General features: G+C 69.6%; 18 protein-coding genes. 12 read left to right on the top strand and 6 right to left on the bottom strand.

Annotated features, from left to right (window positions below):
- Window positions 1-4: 4 nt before the first annotated feature.
- The 3 genes from ON26_RS12990 to ON26_RS13000 all read left to right on the top strand — a co-directional run bounded on the left by ON26_RS12990 (window position 5) and on the right by ON26_RS13000 (window position 5409).
- Window positions 5-3190 carry a carboxyl transferase domain-containing protein gene (locus ON26_RS12990; RefSeq protein ID WP_040796330.1) on the top strand — a complete coding sequence of 1062 codons (3186 nt, stop codon included), beginning with the start codon at window positions 5-7 and terminating at the stop codon, window positions 3188-3190.
- A 62-nt stretch (window positions 3191-3252) separates the two neighbouring features.
- On the top strand, window positions 3253-4110 hold the full coding sequence (locus ON26_RS12995; protein WP_040796331.1) for an SDR family oxidoreductase: 858 nt from the start codon (window positions 3253-3255) through the stop codon (window positions 4108-4110).
- 207 nt (window positions 4111-4317) lie between these two features.
- Complete coding sequence (locus ON26_RS13000; protein ID WP_040796332.1) at window positions 4318-5409, top strand: serine/threonine-protein phosphatase; 1092 nt, start codon at window positions 4318-4320, stop codon at window positions 5407-5409.
- 45 nt (window positions 5410-5454) lie between these two features.
- Here ON26_RS13000 and ON26_RS13005 read toward each other — a convergent pair whose 3' ends face one another.
- Complete coding sequence (locus ON26_RS13005) at window positions 5455-5778, bottom strand: hypothetical protein (protein ID WP_051027013.1); 324 nt, start codon at window positions 5776-5778, stop codon at window positions 5455-5457.
- 188 nt (window positions 5779-5966) lie between these two features.
- Here ON26_RS13005 and ON26_RS13010 point away from each other — a divergent pair, with 188 nt between their 5' ends.
- The 7 genes from ON26_RS13010 to thpD all read left to right on the top strand — a co-directional run bounded on the left by ON26_RS13010 (window position 5967) and on the right by thpD (window position 11200).
- Window positions 5967-6368, top strand: a complete 402-nt coding sequence (locus ON26_RS13010; protein ID WP_040796333.1) for an STAS domain-containing protein — start codon at window positions 5967-5969, stop codon at window positions 6366-6368.
- A gap of 146 nt (window positions 6369-6514) precedes the next feature.
- Window positions 6515-6961 (top strand): ATP-binding protein, encoded by a 447-nt coding sequence (locus tag ON26_RS13015; protein ID WP_040796334.1) that lies wholly within the window; start codon window positions 6515-6517, stop codon window positions 6959-6961.
- 139 nt (window positions 6962-7100) lie between these two features.
- The gene (locus ON26_RS13020) at window positions 7101-7811 is read left to right on the top strand and encodes a response regulator transcription factor (protein WP_040796335.1); all 711 of its coding nucleotides are present in this window, start codon (window positions 7101-7103) and stop codon (window positions 7809-7811) included.
- Between the two features lie 160 nt (window positions 7812-7971).
- Complete coding sequence (gene ectA / locus ON26_RS13025) at window positions 7972-8595, top strand: diaminobutyrate acetyltransferase (RefSeq protein ID WP_083884046.1); 624 nt, start codon at window positions 7972-7974, stop codon at window positions 8593-8595.
- On the top strand, window positions 8592-9890 hold the full coding sequence (gene ectB, locus ON26_RS13030) for a diaminobutyrate--2-oxoglutarate transaminase (RefSeq protein WP_040796336.1): 1299 nt from the start codon (window positions 8592-8594) through the stop codon (window positions 9888-9890). The genes ectA and ectB overlap by 4 nt, the downstream gene beginning before the upstream one ends.
- Window positions 9887-10282: an ectoine synthase gene (locus ON26_RS13035; protein ID WP_040796337.1), complete on the top strand. Its 396-nt coding sequence runs from the start codon at window positions 9887-9889 to the stop codon at window positions 10280-10282. The genes ectB and ON26_RS13035 overlap by 4 nt, the downstream gene beginning before the upstream one ends.
- Before the next feature lie 51 nt (window positions 10283-10333).
- The gene (thpD, locus tag ON26_RS13040; RefSeq protein WP_040796504.1) at window positions 10334-11200 is read left to right on the top strand and encodes an ectoine hydroxylase; all 867 of its coding nucleotides are present in this window, start codon (window positions 10334-10336) and stop codon (window positions 11198-11200) included.
- A 71-nt stretch (window positions 11201-11271) separates the two neighbouring features.
- Here thpD and erm read toward each other — a convergent pair whose 3' ends face one another.
- The 4 genes from erm to ON26_RS13060 all read right to left on the bottom strand — a co-directional run bounded on the left by erm (window position 11272) and on the right by ON26_RS13060 (window position 15511).
- Entirely contained in the window at window positions 11272-12072 is an 801-nt protein-coding gene (gene erm, locus ON26_RS13045) for a 23S ribosomal RNA methyltransferase Erm (protein WP_040796338.1), read from the bottom strand.
- 333 nt (window positions 12073-12405) lie between these two features.
- On the bottom strand, window positions 12406-14181 hold the full coding sequence (locus ON26_RS13050) for a hypothetical protein (RefSeq protein ID WP_157171879.1): 1776 nt from the start codon (window positions 14179-14181) through the stop codon (window positions 12406-12408).
- Window positions 14182-14338: 157 nt separating this feature from the next.
- Window positions 14339-15043: a hypothetical protein gene (locus ON26_RS13055; protein WP_157171880.1), complete on the bottom strand. Its 705-nt coding sequence runs from the start codon at window positions 15041-15043 to the stop codon at window positions 14339-14341.
- Between the two features lie 138 nt (window positions 15044-15181).
- Complete coding sequence (locus tag ON26_RS13060) at window positions 15182-15511, bottom strand: hypothetical protein (protein ID WP_040796341.1); 330 nt, start codon at window positions 15509-15511, stop codon at window positions 15182-15184.
- Window positions 15512-15648: 137 nt separating this feature from the next.
- Between ON26_RS13060 and ON26_RS13065 the strand changes: the two genes are divergently transcribed.
- A complete protein-coding gene (locus ON26_RS13065; protein WP_040796342.1) occupies window positions 15649-17022 on the top strand; it encodes an FAD-dependent oxidoreductase in 1374 nt (457 codons plus the stop codon).
- Between the two features lie 3 nt (window positions 17023-17025).
- Here the strand turns inward: ON26_RS13065 and ON26_RS13070 are convergent, their stop codons facing one another.
- Window positions 17026-17469 (bottom strand): nuclear transport factor 2 family protein, encoded by a 444-nt coding sequence (locus ON26_RS13070; RefSeq protein ID WP_040796343.1) that lies wholly within the window; start codon window positions 17467-17469, stop codon window positions 17026-17028.
- A gap of 66 nt (window positions 17470-17535) precedes the next feature.
- On the opposite strand from ON26_RS13070, the gene ON26_RS13075 reads away from it, so the two are divergent.
- Complete coding sequence (locus tag ON26_RS13075) at window positions 17536-18786, top strand: alpha/beta hydrolase family protein (RefSeq protein WP_040796344.1); 1251 nt, start codon at window positions 17536-17538, stop codon at window positions 18784-18786.
- Window positions 18787-19045: the final 259 nt, after the last annotated feature.

Here is a 19045-nt window from a genome sequence, read left to right on the forward strand (position 1 = left end):
CCGCATGCGTGTGGTCGTGGTGAACAGAGGCGAGATCGCGGTCCGGATCGTGCGGACCGCCCGGGCGCGGGGATATCGCACCCTGGTCGTGCATACAGGCGCCGAGCGCGACGCACCGCAGGTCCGGCTTGCCGACGAGGCCGTCGAACTGCCCGGCGAAGGCGTGCCCGCCTACCTCGACACGGCTGCGGTGGTGGCTGCCGCCGCGCGCGCCGGGGAGGGAGCGCTCGTGCATCCGGGCTACGGATTCCTCAGCGAGAACGCCGATTTCGCACGCGCCTGTGCCGAGGCCGGTCTCGTCTTCGTCGGACCGGACCCCGCCGTGCTGGCTGCCTTCGGTGACAAGGTGGCCGCCCGTGCCGCCGCCGAACGGGCGGGCCTGCCGGTGCTGCCCGGCACCTCGCTCGGCGCGGATCTCGACACGGTGGCCGCCCTGCTGGCCGCCAACCCCGGTGGGGTGATGGTCAAGGCCGCGGCCGGTGGCGGCGGCCGCGGCATGCGCGCGGTGCGCGAACCCGGCGAACTCGCCGTCGCCTACGCGCAATGCCGCGACGAGGCGCGCGCCGCTTTCGGCGACGATCGCGTCTTCGCCGAAGCGTTGGTCACCGAGGCCCGCCACATCGAGATCCAGGTGATCGGCGACGGACGGCACGCGCGCGCCGTGGGTGATCGCGACTGCAGCGTGCAGCGGCGCAGGCAGAAACTGGTGGAGATCGCCCCAGCCGCCGGCCTCGGTGCGGAACTGCGCGCCCGTCTGTATCGCGCGGCCGTCGGCATCGTCGAATCCGTGCGGTGTCGCGGTGTGGTCACGGTGGAATTCCTGGTCCGCGGCGACGAGGCATGGTTCCTGGAGGTCAATCCGCGCCTGCAGGTCGAACACACCGTGACCGAGGAGACCACCGGCCTGGATCTGGTGGGCATCCAGTTCGACCTGGCCGCCGGCCGCGGCCTGGCCGAACTCGACCTGCCCGACACCGCCCCGCGCGGGTATGCGGTGCAGGCGCGGGTGAACGCGGAGATCTTCGACGCCGGGGGACAGGTGCTGCCGAGTTCGGGGGTGCTCACGCGCTTCGACACCCCGACCGGCGCGGGCGTGCGGGTCGACACCGCCGTCTATCCGGGCATGCGTCACACCGTGCATTTCGATTCACTGCTCGCCAAGATCGTGGTGCGCGCGGACTCCCGCGCCGCGGCGCTGCGGCGCTGCGCCGACGCGCTGGCCGAGACCGTCGTCGCCGGTGTGGGTACCAACGCGCCGGTACTGCGGGCCGTGCTGGAGGCGCTGACCGCGTCCGAACCCGTGGACACCGGCTGGTTCGAACGCCACGTCGGCGAATTCGCCCGTGCCGCCGAGGAATACGCCGCGCCGGAGGTTCCGGTCGGCACGCCGGTCGCGACTGCCGCGGCCTCGGATCCGATCCTCGGACCCGAGGAGGCGGCGTTCACCACGCCGATGGGCGCCACGGTGGTCGAGCTGGCCGAACCGGGCACGGTCGTCGCGGCGGGCGCGCAGGTGGCGGTGCTCGAGGCCATGAAGATGCAACACGTGCTGCGCGCGGAGCGGCCGTTGCGGGTGCTGCGCAGGCTCGCCGAGCCGGGGGACGTGGTGGACCCGCAGGCGGTGCTGCTGGTCTGGACGCCCGCCGAGCACGACGGTGAGCGAGCCGACATCGCCGCGGTCGACCTCGACAGCATCCGTCCCGATCTGCGTGAGGTCCTGGACCGTCGGCGCGGTGTGCTGGACGAATCCCGGCCGCAAGCCGTCGCGAAACGTCACCGTCTCGGCAGGCGCACCGCCCGCGAGAACATCGACGACCTCGTCGATGCCGACAGCTTCGTCGAGTACGGCGGTCTCGCCGTCGCCGCGCAGCGTTTGCGCCGCAGCCCCGAGGACCTCATCGCCAACACTCCCGCGGACGGCCTGATCGCCGGCGTGGCCACCGTCAACGCCGATCGCTTCGGTGAGGAGGCCGCCCGCGCCGTCGTGCTGTCCTACGACTACACCGTGCTGGCGGGCACCCAGGGCATGCGCAATCACGCCAAGTCCGACCGCATGCTCGAACTCGCCCACGAACAGCGGCTGCCGGTGGTGTTCTTCACCGAAGGCGGCGGCGGACGTCCGGGTGACACCGACTACTCGGGTATCTCGGGTCTGGATCTGACCACGTTCCGGGCGATGGGCGCGCTGTCGGGACATGTGCCGCTGATCGGCATCGTCTCCGGCCGCTGCTTCGCGGGTAACGCCGCCCTGCTCGGCATGTGTGACGTGGTGATCGCGACCCCGGACGCCAATATCGGCATGGGCGGCCCGGCCATGATCGAAGGCGGCGGCCTCGGCGTGTTCCGGCCGGAGGACATCGGCCCGGTCGAGGTGCAGCGGCGCAACGGCGTCGTCCACGTGGTCGCCGAGGACGAGGCCGACGCGGTCGCCATCGCCCGCCGCTACCTGTCCTACTTCCAAGGCGCGACCAAGCAGTGGGAGGCCCCCGACCCGCGGTCGGCCCGGCACGTGGTGCCGGAGAACCGGCTGCACGCCTTCGACATCCGCGCCGCCGTCGAGGCGATCGTCGATGTCGGTTCGGTGCTGGAACTGCGCCGCGAGTGGGGCGTCGGCGTCGTCACCGCGCTCGTGCGGGTGGAGGGCAGGCCGTTCGGGCTGATCGCCAACGACTGCCATCATCTCGGCGGCGCCCTCGACGCCCCCGCCGCCGACAAGCTCAGCGCCTTCCTCTCGCTGTGCGACGCGCACGGCCTGCCGATCGTCTCGCTCTGCGACACACCGGGATTCATGGTCGGTCCGGAAGCCGAGAAGCACGCGACGGTCACCAAGTTCAGCAAGCTCTTCATCGACGCCGCACGGATGCGGGTGCCGTGGGGAACCGTCGTGCTGCGCAAGGGCTACGGCTTGGGCGCCCAGGCGATGGCCGCGGGTTCGTTCCGATCCCCGCGGTTCATCGTCTCCTGGCCGACCGGTGAGATCGGCGGCATGGGACTGGAGGGCGCGGTGCGCTTGGGATTCGCCAAGGAACTGGCGGCGATCGCCGACCCGGCCGAGCGGGCGAAGGCTTTCGACAATCTGGTCGCCGCGGCCTACGCCAGCGGCAAGGCGCTCACCGCCGCGACCGTGTTCGAACTCGACGACGTGATCGATCCCGCCGACACCCGTCGCTGGATCCGGCTGTTGCGCTGACCGGGGAGGCGACGGGGAAAGGGTTTATAGACAAGCATGTTCGCAAACACTATGGTCGAGTCATGACCAAGTTCGACGGCAAGATCTGCCTGATCACCGGGTCCGCGGGCGGGCTCGGTCGCAGTACCGCCGAGGCGGTCGCGGCCAAGGGCGCGTCACTGGTGCTGACCGACATCGACGGTACGGGACTCGAGCGTACCGCCGCGGATCTGCGCGCGGGGGGAGCCACCGTGCATGTGGCCGAGGCGCTCGATCTCGCCGACCACGACGCCGTCGTCGCGTTCGCGGGCCGCGTGCACGAACGGCTCACCAGCGTGGACGTCGTGATGAATGTGGCCGGCATCGCCACCTGGGGCACGGTCGACCGGCTCACCCATGAGCAGTGGCGGCGCACCATCGATATCGACCTCATGGGACCCATCCACATCATCGAGTCGTTCCTGCCGCCCATGATCGCGGCCCGGCGCGGCGGTCATCTGGTCAATGTCGCCTCCGCGGCCGGGCTTTTCGGCCTGCCCTGGCACGCGCCCTACAGTGCGGGCAAATTCGGGCTGCGCGGCGTGTCGGAGGTGCTGCGCTTCGATCTGCGCAGGCACCGCATCGGCGTCAGCCTGGTCTGTCCGGGCGCCATGAGCACGCCGATGGTGAACCGGCTCGAGATCGCGGGCGTCGACCGGGAATCGGCAGCGGTGCAGCGCGGTATGAAGCTGTTCCTGCGCCATGCCGTCAGTGCGGAAGCGGCCGCGAAGTCGGTGGTGCGCGGCGTGGAACGCAACAGATATCTCATCTACACCTCCCACGACATCCGCATCGGGCACTGGGCGCAGCGGTACTTCCCCCCGGCCTACAACCTCGCCATGCAAGGCCTGAACCAGGCCATGCAGCGCTATGTCGACAAGCCCGGTGTGCTGCGCGATTAGCGGATGCGGGCGCACCCCGTTCGTTGTCGTACGATCGCGGGAACGACTGCGCCGGTTGGTGACGAAGGGGGAAAGGGTGCCGGAGACGCCGGGAGACACGAACTCCGGTATGGCGGGGAAGCGGGACATCCGTCGCCGTCGTCTGGAACGCTGTAGGCCCGACCTGCCGGTCGGCCGTGCCGCCGATACCCGCCCGAGGACCACGCTGTGAATCGCGATCTGCCCGAAGATCCCGCCGAAGCCACCACCATGCCGATCGAGAGCCCGACAGCGCGGGAGGGGTCGTCGACCGCGGAATCGCCGACGGTGGAGATCACCCGCGCTTCCGCCGCGCCCACCGTCGAGATCCGCACCGCGCGCACGGTGCGCGGCAGCGGCCCCCGCTGTCCGGGCTGCGGCGCGGAGAACGTCACCGGCGGCGCCGTCTGCGCGTCCTGCGGGCTCGATCTGACCGACAAGCGGATCGCCCTTCCCCTCACCGACGCACCCGCCGACCGGTTCGAAGCCGATCTCGGCGCGGTCTGCCTGGTCACCGACCGGGGCATCCACCATGCGCGCAACGAGGACGCCGTCGCCGCGGCCGTCGTGGAGGGTGAGCACGGTCCGCACACCACGGTCTTCGTCGTGTGTGACGGGGTGTCCACCTCGTCGGATCCGCAGGCCGCGTCCGGATCCGCGGTCCGCGCGGGGGTTCAGGCCTGCCTGCGGGCGCTCGAGCAGGGCCTGCCCGCCGCCGAGGCGGCGCTCGCCGGACTGGTCGCGGCCTCCGACGCGGTCCGCGCGATTCCGAACGAGGAGCACAACGCGCCCTCGTGCACCTACGTCTCGGCGATCGTGCGCGGCGCGGGCGGTGGCGCGGTGGACGTCACCGTGGCCAATGTCGGTGACAGCCGCGCGTATTGGCTTTCCGACCGGCCGATCGACGCCGACGACACCCACATCCCGTCACAGCGGCTGACCGTCGACGATTCCTGGGCGCAGGCTCTGGTCGACGCGGGCGCGATGGACGAGCAGGCCGCGATGAACGATCCCCGGGCGCACACCCTGCTGCGCTGGCTCGGCGCCGACACCGACGAGCGGCCGTGGTCGGAGCACGCGGTGCGGACGTTCCGGGCACGCACATCCGGCCGCCTGCTGCTGTGCAGCGACGGTCTGTGGAACTACCGGCCCGAAGCGGATCAGCTGGCGGCGCTGGCCGCGGCCGACGATCCGATGGCGGCGGCGCGCGACCTCGCGGATTTCGCCGTGCGCAGCGGTGGCAACGACAACATCACCGTCGCCATCGCGCCGATCTCCTGATACGGCAGACGAGCGCACGGGCGCCCGGCCGCGCGCCGACCGCGGTCAGTGACCCCGATCGTCGTAGCCGGTCTGTTCGGCGGAGATCCTGCGCATCCTGCGGTGCTCGGCGGTGATCAGCCCGATGCCGAGCACCAGGAACAGGGCGATGCCGATCCCGCCGATCAGCGCCCAGCCCTCGAATCCGTAGCCCGCCGCGGTCATGGTGAGCCCGACGGTCACGATCCCCAGGCCGACGAGGAACATGCCCGGCCAATTCATGGGGTCTTCGATGGACTCACCCGCATGGGACCGGCTGGTACGGGTGTGATCGGGGAAGTTCCCCGTTTCCGGATAGGCCTGTTCGGGCCAAGGCACGTGGGCTGTCATGACGAGCTCCTCTCAGCGCGCCGGCGAACACGTGAAGGATGAGATATCCCCGGTCTACGCCGGTCGGGCGGAGGGGTCAACCTCTGCGGTGACAGGGTTGCTCCGGCGTGCCAGACTGTAGACAGCTCGCGCGACCGCAGTCGGCCCCAGCTGCACCGATCTGGAGCAGATCCAGGGAGGTTACTTCCATGGCAGTCGATGTCACGCTCTCCATCCACTCCCGCTACACCGAGGCGAATCGGCCCGGTGTTCGGTGGTCCTACGCGGAGTTCGTCGACCGCGACCACCGATGTGCGGTCGTGCGCATCGAAGGCGAGCTGGACGCGCTCGCCCAGCACCGGTTCTGTCAGGCACTCGACAACGCCGTCCGCTCGGACTGTGGCGCGGTCGTGGTCGATCTCCGCGCCACCTTGTTCTTGAGCCTGCGGGCCGCGGCCGCCCTGGGGGAGGTCCAGGCACCGGCCGCCCGCCGCGGAGTCGACGTCCGGGTGGTCACCACACGCCCCGAGATCGAACGTTCGCTGGAGCTCACGGGCGTGCGCTGCCGTTTCCATCGCTATCCCTCCATGCACGACGCGCTCGCGCTCTGACCCCTCCGATCGCCGCCGCGCCACTGTTTGACGGCTGGGGACGCCGGGTACGCGCCCTCCGAGCGTGGACTGGCAACCGGATGTCGAGACATCGGCCCGGCTGTCCGTGGACACGGTAGGGATGCAGCGATGCGAACGAGGTGGCGATGATCATGGGGGAACGGGCGTGGCAGCAGCCGACAACGGCGGCGACGACCATAGGGGTTCGAGTGCCCGCGCGCCCCGAGCAGCTCACCATGTTGCGAGCGCTGGCCGAGACGATAGGGCATATCGCGGACTTCGCGATAGACGAGGTGGCCGATATCAGACTGGCGCTCGACGAGGTGGCCACCGCGCTGGTGCTGGATGCTGTGCCGGGCTCGGAGCTGGACTGCGAAATGGACTACGGCCAGGATCGGATGTGCGTCCGGGTCAGGGGACTGACGCGGTCGAAGGACGCGGTGGCCCAGTCCGGATTCGGCTGGCATATCGTCCGCACCCTCACTGATTCGGTCGAGGCCTTCCAGGAGCCCTACGACTTCGTCGTCCGCGGATATCGCACGGCCATCGAGTTCGACTGGTCACGATGGAACACCCGGCCGCGTCTGGTGTAACCGGTCCCCGGCGGCGCGCGCCACATCCCAGCAAACAACGTTTACCGATCGGTCGGTTCGGGTAACCGATAGATCGGCATGTTTGCCGGAAGCGGACGTTTCCGACTTCTGCTTCCGACTGGTTGCGAGGGATGAGGGCTTGAGCGCGAACTTGATGATCGTGGACGACGACGACCGGGTCCGGCGGGAGCTGCGAGTGGCCCTGGAGGACGAAGGCTACGACGTCTCGGAGGCCCACCAAGCCGAAGACGCGCTGAGCCGCTTACGCAACAACGGCGTGCCCGACGTGATGATCGTGGAATTGACACTCGGCGATATGGACGGCTTCGAGTGCATCCGCGAGATCCGCCGCGACCACGACGTGCCGATCATCGTCATCAGTTCCCGCGACGACACCCACGATGTCGTCGCCGCGCTCGAAGCGGGCGCCGACGATTTCGTCACCAAGCCTTTCGAGATCAAGGAGATCTCCGCCCGCATGCGGGCGCTGCGCCGGCGCGCCCGGCTGGCCGCCGAGCGTGAGGCGCCCCGCGAGATCGCCCTCGACGCCGACGAGAAAGCGCCTCTGCTGCTCGATCGCGAGGGCGGATTGGTTCGCCGCGGCGACCACGAGGTCAAATTGACGCTCACCGAGTTCCGCCTGCTGTGCGAACTCGCCGACGTGCCCGGGCGTGTGCTCAGCCGCGCTCAATTGCTGGAGAAGGTCTGGGAAGAGAATTTCTTCGGTGACGAACGCATCGTCGATGTCCATATGCGCCGACTGCGCACCAAAATCGAAGCCGACCCCTCGGATCCGAGCATCGTGGTGACCGTGCGCGGCCTCGGCTATCGACTGGACCTGCCCAGATAATCGGTATTTTCACGCGGAAGCGTTGTGCCTGACGTCACGTTTGGTCTGCCCGATCCCGGGCTACGAAACATATACGTAACGCAATCGCAAAGAGATCGACCAATTCACCGCAAAATTGGTTGGTGAAGCTGGATAGGTAGACGGACCCGTTGGGAGTTGTATGTCACCGCAAACCTTGTCCACGTACACCGCGCTTTCGAACGAGCCCCCGCATGCCACCTCGCTTCGAGGTGCCGCCCACACGGCGCGGCCGCGCCCAGTGACGCCACCGTGGGAGGTCTCCGACCGGGTCGGGACCGCACTGTTGCGCGCGCCGCAGTTGGGTGACGCAGCGGAGATCTGGCGGATCGCCAAGGAATCCCGTGTGCTGGACACGAATTCGAGCTACGCATACCTGCTGTGGTGTCGTGATTTTCCCGGCACCACCGTGGTCGCCGAAGTCGACGGCAAGGTCGTCGGTTTCGTCATCGGTTATCTGCGCCCCGAGCGACCCGACACCGTATTCGTCTGGCAGGTCGCCGTTTCGGCGAGTCAGCGCGGCCGGGGCACCGGTACGGCGCTGATCGAGAATTTGCTCGATCGCGTCTCCCCGCACGGCGTCACCGCGCTGGAAACCACTATTTCCCCCGATAATCCGGCCTCCATCGCGATGTTCGCGGCGGTCGCCAGGCATCGCGACGCGGAATTCACCAAGCGTCCCTTGTTCGAGCCGGACGTGTTCCCCGACGAGCACGCCGCCGAAGAGCTTTACGAAATTTCGCCTATCACCAAGGAGATTCGATGATCAGCGCGGATACAACCATTTTCGAGTCGCTCGAGTCCAATGTCCGCGGCTACTGCCGCTCGTGGCCGACAGTGTTCACCACCGCCAGCGGCGCCTGGCTGCGCGACGAGGAGGGCAAGGATTTCCTCGACTTCTTCGCCGGCGCGGGCGCGCTGAACTACGGCCACAACAACCCTGTGCTCAAGCAGCCGCTGCTGGACTACATCGTCGGCGACGGCATCACCCACGGCCTGGACATGTCCACCGCGGCCAAACGTGAGCTCCTCGAAACCCTGCGCGATACCCTGTTCGCCCCGCGCGGGCTGGACTACAAGGTGCAGTTCCCCGGCCCGACCGGTGCGAACGCCGTGGAGGCCGCGCTCAAGCTGGCCCGCAAGGTGACCGGCCGGGAGACCATCCTCAGCTTCACCAACGCCTTCCACGGTATGACCCTGGGCGCGCTGTCGGTCACCGGCAACGCGGCCAAGCGCGCGGGTGCGGGTGTTCCGCTGGTGCACGCCGCACACATGCCCTACGACGGATACTTCGACAACACCACCGCCGATTTCCAATGGATGGAGCGCGTCCTCGACGACACCTCCTCGGGCTTCGACCGCCCGGCCGCGGTGATCGTCGAGACCGTGCAGGGCGAGGGCGGCGTGAATGTGGCCCGCGCCGAGTGGCTGCGTCACCTGGCCGGGCTGTGCCGGGAGCGCGAGATCCTGCTGATCGTCGACGACGTGCAGATGGGGTGCGGGCGCACCGGCCCGTTCTTCTCCTTCGAGGTCGCGGGCATCACCCCCGACATCGTCACGCTGTCGAAGTCGATCGGCGGCTACGGCCTGCCGATGGCACTCGTGCTGTTCAAACCCGAGCTCGACCAGTGGTCGCCGGGCGAGCACAACGGCACCTTCCGTGGCAACAACCCCTCGTTCGTCACGGCCCGGGTCGCGCTCGAGCACTTCTGGTCCGACGGCGCGCTGGAGGCTTCGACCAAGGCCAAGGGCGAGCGGGTGGCCGGCGAGTTGGCCGCTGTCGCAGCGCAATTCCCCGGTCTGTCCAGCCGTGGCCGCGGGCTCGTGCAGGGCATCGCCTTCGAGGACCCCTCGCAGGCGGGCAAGGTGTGCCAGGTCGCCTTCGAGCGCGGGCTGCTGGTGGAGACCTCCGGATCCAGTGACGAAGTGGTGAAACTGCTTCCGCCGCTGATCATTACCGACGACGAGTTGGACGAGGGCCTGAAGATCCTCACCGGCGCCATCGACTCGGTGTGCACCGGCTGGGACCGTTCGGCCACGAGGACAGGAGTTCAGGGATGATCGTTCGCACCACCGCCGAGATCACCGGCACCGACCGCGACGTCGCCGACGAGGGCTGGCGCAGCAAGCGCATCGTGCTCGGCGGGGACGGAGTCGGCTTCTCCTTCCACGAGACCACCATCGATGCGGGCACCACCCATGTGTTCCATTACCGGAACCACATCGAGGCGGTATGGCTGATCGAGGGTGAGGGCACGCTCACCGACCTGGACAACGACCAGGTGTACGCCCTCGGCCCCGGCAGCATGTACCTGCTCGACGGTCACGAGAAGCACCGGTTGGAGGCGCGCACGCGCATGCGGATGATGTGCGTGTTCAACCCACCGGTGACCGGGCAGGAAGTCCACGACGAGAACGGAGTCTATCCGCTGGTCGCGGCACAGGCCGGCTGAGAGGAGCGACGAGAATTGTTGCAGCAGACCATCGATCGCGATTCGGATTCGATGGAACGCATGGACCGGTATCCCACCCGCACGCCCGAGCGCGCGCCGCACATCGAGCGGCGCGACCCGGTCGTGTGGGGTGAGATCCGCAGTGACGAACTGTCGACCTACGATCGCGACGGCTTCGCGATCATGGACGCGCTGTTGACACCGCACGAGGTGGCCGAGTTCCGCGCCGAGATCGAGCGGCTCATGGTCGATCCGTCGCCGGCCGGCGACGACCGGGTGATCCGGGAGAAGGGGTCGAACCAGGTGCGTTCGGTCTTCGAGGTGCACAAGCTCAGCGCCGCGGTGGCCGACCTGGTCCGGGAGAGCCGGATCGCCGGGCCTGCGCGTCAGGTCCTCGGATCCGAGGTGTATCTGCACCAGACGCGGATCAACTACATGCCGGGTTTCCGCGGCACCGGGTTCTACTGGCACTCGGACTTCGAGACCTGGCACGCCGAGGACGGCATGCCCGCGCCGCGAGCGGTGAGCCTGTCGATCGCCATGACCGAGAACTATCCGTTCAACGGCAGCCTCATGGTGATGCCCGGGTCGCACCGCACCTTCGTGCCGTGCGTCGGCGCAACGCCCGAGGGGCACTATCGGCAGTCGTTGCGCGAGCAGCAGATCGGTGTGCCGGCCACCGACGACATCACCACACTGGCCGACCGCCACGGCATCCGGCAGTTCACCGGCAAGGCCGGCTCGGCGCTGCTGTTCGACTCCAACCTCATGCACGGCTCGGCGTCGAACATCACGCCGTTCCCGCGTTCGAACATCTTCCTGGTGTTCAACAGCGTGGAGAACACGCTGGTGCAGCCGTACGCGGCCGCGGCTCCGCGTCCGACCTATATCGGCAGCCGCGACTTCACGCCGGTGTGAATCGCGAGGTGGAACCGGCGTTCGGGCAGCTCGACAGGGGCTGCCCGAACGCCGGTTCGCGGTGCCGGGATTCACCCGAGTGCGCGGTACAGCGCGATCCAGCTGTCCGGCGGCACCGAACCGACGGGCGTGTGCGTCGCGATGTCCGCTTCCGCGCATGCCGCGCGCACCCGCCGGGCCGGGAACCGCGTCGCCAGCGACGCCGCCAGTGAGCCACCGATGCCGAGGAAGCCGAGTTCCACCAGTTGCCGGTAGCCGGCGAGTTCGCGGCCGGCCAGCAGCGCCCGTTCACGCCGGTGCAGGTGCAGTACCGCGGCATCCACGCGGGGAATCGGCCGGAACCGGTCGCGGGCGATGCGCGGTCCCAGGCTCATCCGCACCGTGGGCCAGTGCGTGACAGTCGATTTCGTCCACCGCCGGTAGTCGCCGGAGTACTTGCGGGCGAACTCGCGCTGGGTGAGCAGTGTCGCCGAAGTCATGTGCCGGGCGGCCAGACACCAGCGCAGGATGTCGGTGCTCGCCGCGAACGGGATGTTGGCGACCACAGCGAACGGCTCCTGCGGTGCGTGGACGTCGCGGAAGTCGGCTCGGTAACAGCGGATTCGGCGATCACCGGCGTATCGGGCCCGTAGTGCGGCGGCATAGCGGGGATCGATCTCGTAGGCGAGCACACGACCCGCCACACCGAGCAGTTGCCCGGTGAGCATGCCGTCGCCGGGACCGATCTCGAGCACGAGGTGGTCGGGGCCGACGCCGGAGGCGCGCACAACGACGCGTGCGGCGCCCGCGTCGGCGAGGAAGTTCTGGGAGAAACGTCTGCGCGCGTCGGCCCGGGTGTGGGCAGGACGCGGAGAACGACGATGGCGGGACATGGGTGTCCTTGTCAGGAGTGGCCGAATTAGGAGGGTGATTCGCCCGGACCCATGCCGGGGCACGACGAGACGCCGCGTCAGCGGTCGGCTCGATGCGGTCAGCGCCGTGGGGCGCCCGGTCGGTGACCGGTCAGCGAGAGATTCCCGTGGCGGTGCGGTGCGCCGGCGCAGGCCGGGCAGTCGCGCGCAACCGGATGAAGTAGGTGCGCACTGCGAGCGCGCCCGGTGACGATGACTCCATGGGCGTACCGTATCGTCCGGCGCCCCCGCCGATCCACCGATTTTTCCGGGCTGCTCTGCCGATCCTCCGGTTCTGCAGCCCTCCGGGACGCCTCAGGAGTGGAGCGCCTGCCCCGCCTCGGCCCGCCACCGCGCGGCCTCGGCCGCGTCGCCGCGGCGTTCGAGCACTTCGGCCAGCAGCGACATCGAGCGTGACTCGCCGTACTCCGCGGCCACCCGCCACCAGGCCTCGGCGGCGGCGTGCGCACCACGCCGGAACAGCAGCACTCCCAGATCGTGGGCGGCTCCGGTGTGGCCCGCCTCGGCGGCCTGCGCCCAGAGCCCGCACGCCTGCTCCTCCTCGCCGCGGTCGTACATGCCGGTGCCCAGGTCGTAGAGGGCATTGCGGTAAGCGGCGCCGGACTCCCCGGACTGCGCCGGTGCGGCCGCGCGCTCGGAGGCCGGGGACGGGGTCGGAACCCACGCCTGCTCCGGCGCGGGTCCGGCGGCGGCGACCGGTGTACCCGGCCAGGCCGCGTCCGGGGCATAGGCGGGCTCGGGCGATGTGCCCGCCGAGGCCGGTTCGGCCTGCGGCTCGGGCGATGTGCTCGCCCAACTCGGTGCTTCCGCGGGCAGGGCGGATGGGGTCGGCCGGGCTTGTTCGGCCGCGGGCTCGGTCGATGTGGCCGGCCAGGTGTGTTCGGTCGCAGGCTCGGTCGCGCCGGATCCCGCCGATTCCCACAGCTGCTCGAAGGAGGGCAACTCGGGCAGCAGCGCAGACTGCGGGCCGGTCACCGGCTCGGTGGTCCGGACGGGCTCGGGGATCTCCCATGCGGTCTCCGGCAACGGGTCCGGCACGGCGGTGAGCCGGGGCGGGGCAGGCTCGCGACGGCCGGCCGTCGCGGCGGCCGGTGCGGGTCGTTCCTCGGCGACGGAGGGCCGGGCGGACACCGCACCCCAGGGCGGCGGGGTGTACTTCATCGTCATCGTGGCGTTCTCGTCGACGAAGGGCGCGGTGGGCTCGGTCGGGGGCGCGGTATCGAACCGCCGGACCTGCCGCTCCTTGGGCACCCGGCTGTCGGTGAGCCGGTCGTCGGCGTAGGCGCTGTCGGTGTACGCCGGCTCCGGGGACACCGGATCCGGCTCGGCCTGCGTGGGCGCGGCATAGGCCTCGGGCGGTAGCCACTCCGCGTCGGCCGAGCCGCTCGTCGTGACCGCCGGCGTGACGGAGTGGGCGGGAGCCGTCGCGGGCTCGGGTGACGCGGGGGGCTGCGAGGACACGGGGGTTCCGGAGGACACAGCGGTTCCGGCGGGGACATCGGTATCGGAGGGCGCGGCAGTATCGGTGCCCGCCTGCCGCGTCGGATGGCGCGTGCCGGGCCGCACCGGTGCGATCCCGACGCCGACGACGAGATTGGCGAAGTTCGGCGGGCCCTCACCGAGGCTGCACCACAACGCGACGATGTCGTTGGGGATGTCCTCCACGAGCATTCCGTAGTTGCCCGTCCAGTTGCGGTGCGCGCCCGCCTGATCGACCCAGACCGGGGTCAGTGAGAATGCCGCGTCCACGCCGGTCGGGACGAGTTCGACGGTCACGCCGCGGGCGAGCGCGTCGCTCCAGATGTCGACCCCGGTGAGCTTGTGGCCGTCGAGATCGATATAGCCCTGCTGGACCGACAATCCGAGACCGTGCCCGCGCAGCCCCGCGGGCGGTGCCTGCGACAGCAGCGTCATGTACAGCAGGATCGGTTCGGAACCGATCCGGTCGGTGTACATCGGATAGACCATGCTGCCGTTCCACAAGATCGGCTCGGAACCGGTGTAGCGGGCCGCCAAGGGTTGTTCGCCTGCCGGATTCCGTTGGTGCCATGGGGAATACGGCTCGTTCATGTGCTGGCCTTCCGCTTCGCGCCTGGATCTGCGCACCGCCTCCCGCATGGGCGCGGCGGCTCGAGCGTACTCGGCGCGCTCCGGGGTGGCGCGATGATCCCGGGGCGTGCGAATCGGACAGGTGCGGTGCGTGCCGGGTGCACGACGACGGCCCTGCTCATTTCGGTGTGTGCCGCCAATCCACGCGTTGCAGCGTCGACCAGTCGTCGCCCGCCCACTCCCAGATCAGCCGTGCGACGACCGCGGGATCGGACACCGTCGTCGCGAAATAGTGATCGCGCCGCTGGCTGTCGTGGATCTCCAGGGTGTAGTCGACCGCGGAATTGCGGTAGGTCTGGATGAAGGTCTGCTCGTCGTGCGGCTTGCCCACGATGAGGAACGGCGTCGCGGCCAGGGTGTCCAGGCTCGGCACCCAGGTGTAGATCTCCCGCTCGGTCATCGACGAGTAGGTGTGCTCGCCGCCGATGTCGACTTCCACCTCGCGGTGCTCCACGCTCGGTTGCTCGGGCGCCGGACCGGTGCTGTAGGGGCGCGCGTCGTAGAGCTCGTAATCGAAACCGGTGATCAGATCCTGTAGCAGCTGTCGCACCGGCGCGGCCGCGTTGTCCAGTGCACCGGGTACCCGGGGCCGGTCGCCCCGGTCGGCGGAGGTCACCCGCACCGCGAACCCGGCGGCCTCGATCCGGACCCCGGCGTGCGGGCGTGAAGCCTGCACCGCCGCGTTCCAGGCCTGCAATCCGGCGACGACGACCAGGCGAAGGTCGTCGTCGAGGGGTCTACCGGCCTGCGCCCGTAGATAGTCCGGGATCTCCCCGGGCGTGCGGATCGCGCCGACCGGCACGACCACATACTCGAAACTCACATCCACAACGTAACTTCCGGCGGGCCCGCGCGGGAGGGTCCGGACGAGGCAACCTGACATCGGATGTATCGAATCGGCGCGCCGCGGCCCCGCCGGATCACGAATCGTGCTCGAAACGGTGCGAAACCGCCCCCACGGTCACCGTGCCGGGGGAGTGGGAGCCGTGGGGGCGGGGACGGCCGCACCGCCGGTTCGAGGCGTCGCCGACGAGGGCGCCGGCGCGGTGGTCGCCGCCGGAAGGGTGTCCGGAGTGCCCGCCGACCGGATCGGAACCAGCCCGGCGACCGCCACGATCAACCCGGCCGCCGTCAACGCGAGTCCGGTGTCGATCAGCACTCTGCCGGTCCGGCCCCGTGCCTGCGGGGGCCGCGTCACATGCCAGGTGCACGCGAACACGAAGGCGAGTACCGCCGCCACGAGCAGGCAGACTCCCGATCCGGCCAGCACTTCGCGCACCGCGCCGCCCACCCCGCTTTCCTCGCCCCACCGGCCCTCGGCCCGCCACGCACGGGCACGGGAACGGACCGATCCCGGTGAACCGGAAAGTAACGCAGCCGCCGGGTGGTCGCAAACCCTGCTCGCGGCGGGGCCGTAGCGTGACGGACATGAGCGAACACCTGGTCGTCATCGGGGCGGACGCGACCGGAATGGCCGCGGCCTCACAGGCCCGCCGCCATCTCGACCCGCGGGCACTGCGCATCACGGTTTTCGAATCCGGCGGCCACGCGTCCTATTCCGCGTGCGGCATCCCGTACTGGATCGGCGGACTCGTCGACACCCGCGATGATCTGATCGCGCGCACCCCCGAGGAACATCGAGCCCGCGACATCGACCTGCGGCTGCACACGGAGGTGATCGAACTCGACGTGCCGGGCAAACGCGTGCGCACCAGGGCCCGCGCCACCGGCGAGGAATCCTGGACCACCTACGACAAGCTCGTCGTCGCCACCGGCGCGCGCCCGATCCGTCCGGATCTGCCCGGCATCGACGCCCGGGGCGTGCACGGGGTGCAGACTCTCGACGACGGCGAGGCCCTCATCGCCACCCTCCGACACACCGAGGGCAGGCGCGCGGTCGTCATCGGCGCGGGCTATATCGGGGTGGAGATGGCCGAGGCGCTCATCCAGCGCGGCTACCAGGTGCGGGTGCTGCACCGCGGTCCCGCGCCCATGACCACCCTCGACCCCGATATGGGCGGCAGGGTGGCCGAGGCGATGCGCGGCATCGGCATCGAGGTGATCTGCAACGCCGAGGCCCGCGCGGTGCGCACCGGCGCCGAGGGCCGGGCCCGTGCGGTCGCCACCGCCGACGCCGAGTATCCCGCCGATGTGGTCGTGCTCGGTCTCGGCGTGCGTCCCAACACCGATCTGGCCAGGGCCGCCGGCCTGCCCTTGGGCGAATACGGCGGACTGCTCACCGACCTGTCCATGCGCGTGCGCGGCCACACCGACATCTGGGCGGGTGGTGACTGCGTCGAAGTGCGCGATCTGGTGTCCGGACGCGATCGCCACATCCCGCTCGGCACGCACGCCAACAAGCACGGTCAGGTGATCGGCGCCTGCCTCGCGGGCGGCTATGCGAGCTTCCCCGGCGTCGTCGGCACCGCCGTGAGCAAGATCTGCGAACTCGAGGTCGCGCGTACCGGGTTGCTGGAGCAGGACGCGCGTGACGCCGGCCTGCAGTTCGTGACGGCGACCATCGAGTCGACCAGCCGGGCCGGGTATTACCCCGGCGCCGCCCCGATGACGGTGAAGATGCTCGCCGAACGCCACACCGGGCGATTGCTCGGCGTGCAGATCGTCGGTAGAGAGGGCGCGGCCAAACGTGTCGACATCGCCGCGGTGGCCCTCACCGCGGGCATGACGGTGGAACAGATGACCGCGCTGGATCTGGGCTATGCGCCGCCGTTCTCCCCGGTCTGGGACCCGGTGCTGGTCGCCGCGCGCAAAGCCGTCAAGGCGGTGCGGGAACGCGGTTGAGCGCTACTGCGCGCCGGCCTGGGCCGCGAGGAACATGTAGCTCTTCTCCTCGGTTCGGGTGCGGATGCGCCAAGTGCCATCGACCCTGGCGAAGGTGTCGAGGTACCACAACCCGCACAGCATCAGCTGCTGCGTGCCGTCCGGCCCGGCGATCATCATCGGGTTCTGGCACATGGTGCGTCCGGTCGCGGTGTCGCCGTCGACGGTGATCGAGGAATTCGATATCAGATGCTGGAAGGCGGGGAAATGCGGCAGCGTGACCGACAGGAACTCCTTGGTCGCCGCCAGATCGCCGGCGGGCCCGCCCATCGCGGTGTAGTCGATATGGGCGTCGGCGGTGAACAACTCGTCGAGCAGATCCCACCGGTGGGTGTCGATGGCATGGGCGTAGCGGACCATCAGATCTTCGATCTCCATGCGGTCGGAGATCTCCTGCAGTGACAGCATCGGCGTGATTCTGCACTATTCGCGCTGGGGCGGCAGCCAATTGACGGACGCGACTATGGTGAGTTGATGAGCTCCGACGGTAGCCGCGCCGCGCGCCCCGGCCGTCGTCCCGCCACCCGGGCCGGCCGGACCGGACGGGTGCTGACGAGTGTGGCGGCGATCCTGCTGCTCGTGCTCACATCGGCCTGCGGCTCCGGCAGCGAGCAGCGTTCCACGCGCGGCGAGGTGGTCTCGGTGGCCCCGATATCCACCATGACCGAGGCCGAGACCTCGCAGTTCCTCACCGATCGCACGCTCGAGGCGCCCGTTCGCAACGGCGTGCAGGCCTCCCGCGTCGAGTACCGCACCATCGGCGCCACCGGGCAGCCGACGACGGCCACCGGTCTGATCGTCCTCCCGGAGACCGACACCGAAAGACTGCGCATCGTCAGCTACGCGCACGGCACGATCCTGCGCAAGGACGAGGCGCCCTCGGTCGGCGGCGCGAACGACCGGGCCCGCACCATCGCGTTCGCCGCGGGCGGCGCGATCGGCGTCGCCCCCGACTATCTCGGCCTCGGCGAAGGCCCGGGTCGCCACCCCTATGCCCACGCGCCCAGTGAGGCGAGCGCATCCTTGGACCTGCTGCGCGCCGCCCGCACTCTCGCCGAGCAACGCGGTCACACCGTCGACCCCGACGTCTACATCCTCGGCTTCTCCCAGGGCGGTCAGGCCGCCACCGCGCTCGCCCGCGAATTGCACGACCACCCGGACACCGGCTTCGCGGTCGGTGCGCTCTCCGCCGTCAGCGGCCCCTATGACATCCGCGAAGCCCAGACCCCGGCCGCCTTCGACGGCCGGGTCGACCCACGTGCCGCCGTGGTCTACCTGGCCTACTGGGTCACCGCGATGAACCGCATCTACCACGTCTACGACAACCCGTCCGAAGCGTTCCTGCCGCCCTACGACGAACACGTCGAAGACCTCTTCGACGGCTACCACGGCGTCCTGGACATCGCGGGCCGTCTGCCGGGAGCCCCGAGGGAACTGCTGACCCCCCGTTTCCAGGAATGGGCGATGGTGCCGACCGGCCCCGCTCTGCAGGCGATGGACGACAGTGACGGCACCTGCGACTGGACGACCACCGCCCCGGTCCGTCTCTACGCTTCCGCTGCCGACCGCACCGTCCCGGCCACCAATACCGAGAAGTGCCTCGAGACCTTGCGCGGGGAACGCGTCGAGCACATCGACCTGACTCCGATGGATCACGGCGCGACCGGCACCGCGGCGATCGGCGAGACCCTGCTCTGGTTCGACCAGCTCGTCGCCGTGGGGTGAGCCGGTTCGCGGGAAGATCGCCGAAGAGTGATCGAGATCTCGGAAAGAGGCGATCGTCGATGCCTGCGCAAACCGGAAGGTGCCGCCGGATGGGGGAGGTCCGGCGGCACCTGATTCGGGTCGCGATTCGCAGGGGGACGAATCGCATGCCAGCTCGGGGGGTAGCTGGCTGATTGCCAGAATACTCCGCCGGTCGCGTCGGTGCACCGGTCTTCACAGTATTGAAATCTTCGATCGCCCATGCCGCACCATCGAATTC

The sequence above is a fragment of the Nocardia higoensis NBRC 100133 genome (genome assembly GCF_000308595.1).
Taxonomy (GTDB): domain Bacteria; phylum Actinomycetota; class Actinomycetes; order Mycobacteriales; family Mycobacteriaceae; genus Nocardia; species Nocardia higoensis.

What these genes read in the sequence shown, in the direction of transcription:
- erm (WP_040796338.1), bottom strand. Translation starts at nt 12,072, where the DNA reads ATGTCCCGCCATCGTCGTTCTCCGCGTCCTGCCCACACCCGGGCCGAC.
- ON26_RS13075 (WP_040796344.1), top strand. Translation starts at nt 17,536, where the DNA reads ATGAGCTCCGACGGTAGCCGCGCCGCGCGCCCCGGCCGTCGTCCCGCC.
- ON26_RS13050 (WP_157171879.1), bottom strand. Translation starts at nt 14,181, where the DNA reads ATGAACGAGCCGTATTCCCCATGGCACCAACGGAATCCGGCAGGCGAA.
- ON26_RS12995 (WP_040796331.1), top strand. Translation starts at nt 3,253, where the DNA reads ATGACCAAGTTCGACGGCAAGATCTGCCTGATCACCGGGTCCGCGGGC.
- ON26_RS13010 (WP_040796333.1), top strand. Translation starts at nt 5,967, where the DNA reads ATGGCAGTCGATGTCACGCTCTCCATCCACTCCCGCTACACCGAGGCG.
- ON26_RS13065 (WP_040796342.1), top strand. Translation starts at nt 15,649, where the DNA reads ATGAGCGAACACCTGGTCGTCATCGGGGCGGACGCGACCGGAATGGCC.
- thpD (WP_040796504.1), top strand. Translation starts at nt 10,334, where the DNA reads ATGGAACGCATGGACCGGTATCCCACCCGCACGCCCGAGCGCGCGCCG.
- ON26_RS13015 (WP_040796334.1), top strand. Translation starts at nt 6,515, where the DNA reads ATGATCATGGGGGAACGGGCGTGGCAGCAGCCGACAACGGCGGCGACG.
- ectA (WP_083884046.1), top strand. Translation starts at nt 7,972, where the DNA reads ATGTCACCGCAAACCTTGTCCACGTACACCGCGCTTTCGAACGAGCCC.
- ON26_RS13005 (WP_051027013.1), bottom strand. Translation starts at nt 5,778, where the DNA reads ATGACAGCCCACGTGCCTTGGCCCGAACAGGCCTATCCGGAAACGGGG.
- ectB (WP_040796336.1), top strand. Translation starts at nt 8,592, where the DNA reads ATGATCAGCGCGGATACAACCATTTTCGAGTCGCTCGAGTCCAATGTC.
- ON26_RS13070 (WP_040796343.1), bottom strand. Translation starts at nt 17,469, where the DNA reads ATGCTGTCACTGCAGGAGATCTCCGACCGCATGGAGATCGAAGATCTG.
- ON26_RS12990 (WP_040796330.1), top strand. Translation starts at nt 5, where the DNA reads ATGCGTGTGGTCGTGGTGAACAGAGGCGAGATCGCGGTCCGGATCGTG.
- ON26_RS13035 (WP_040796337.1), top strand. Translation starts at nt 9,887, where the DNA reads ATGATCGTTCGCACCACCGCCGAGATCACCGGCACCGACCGCGACGTC.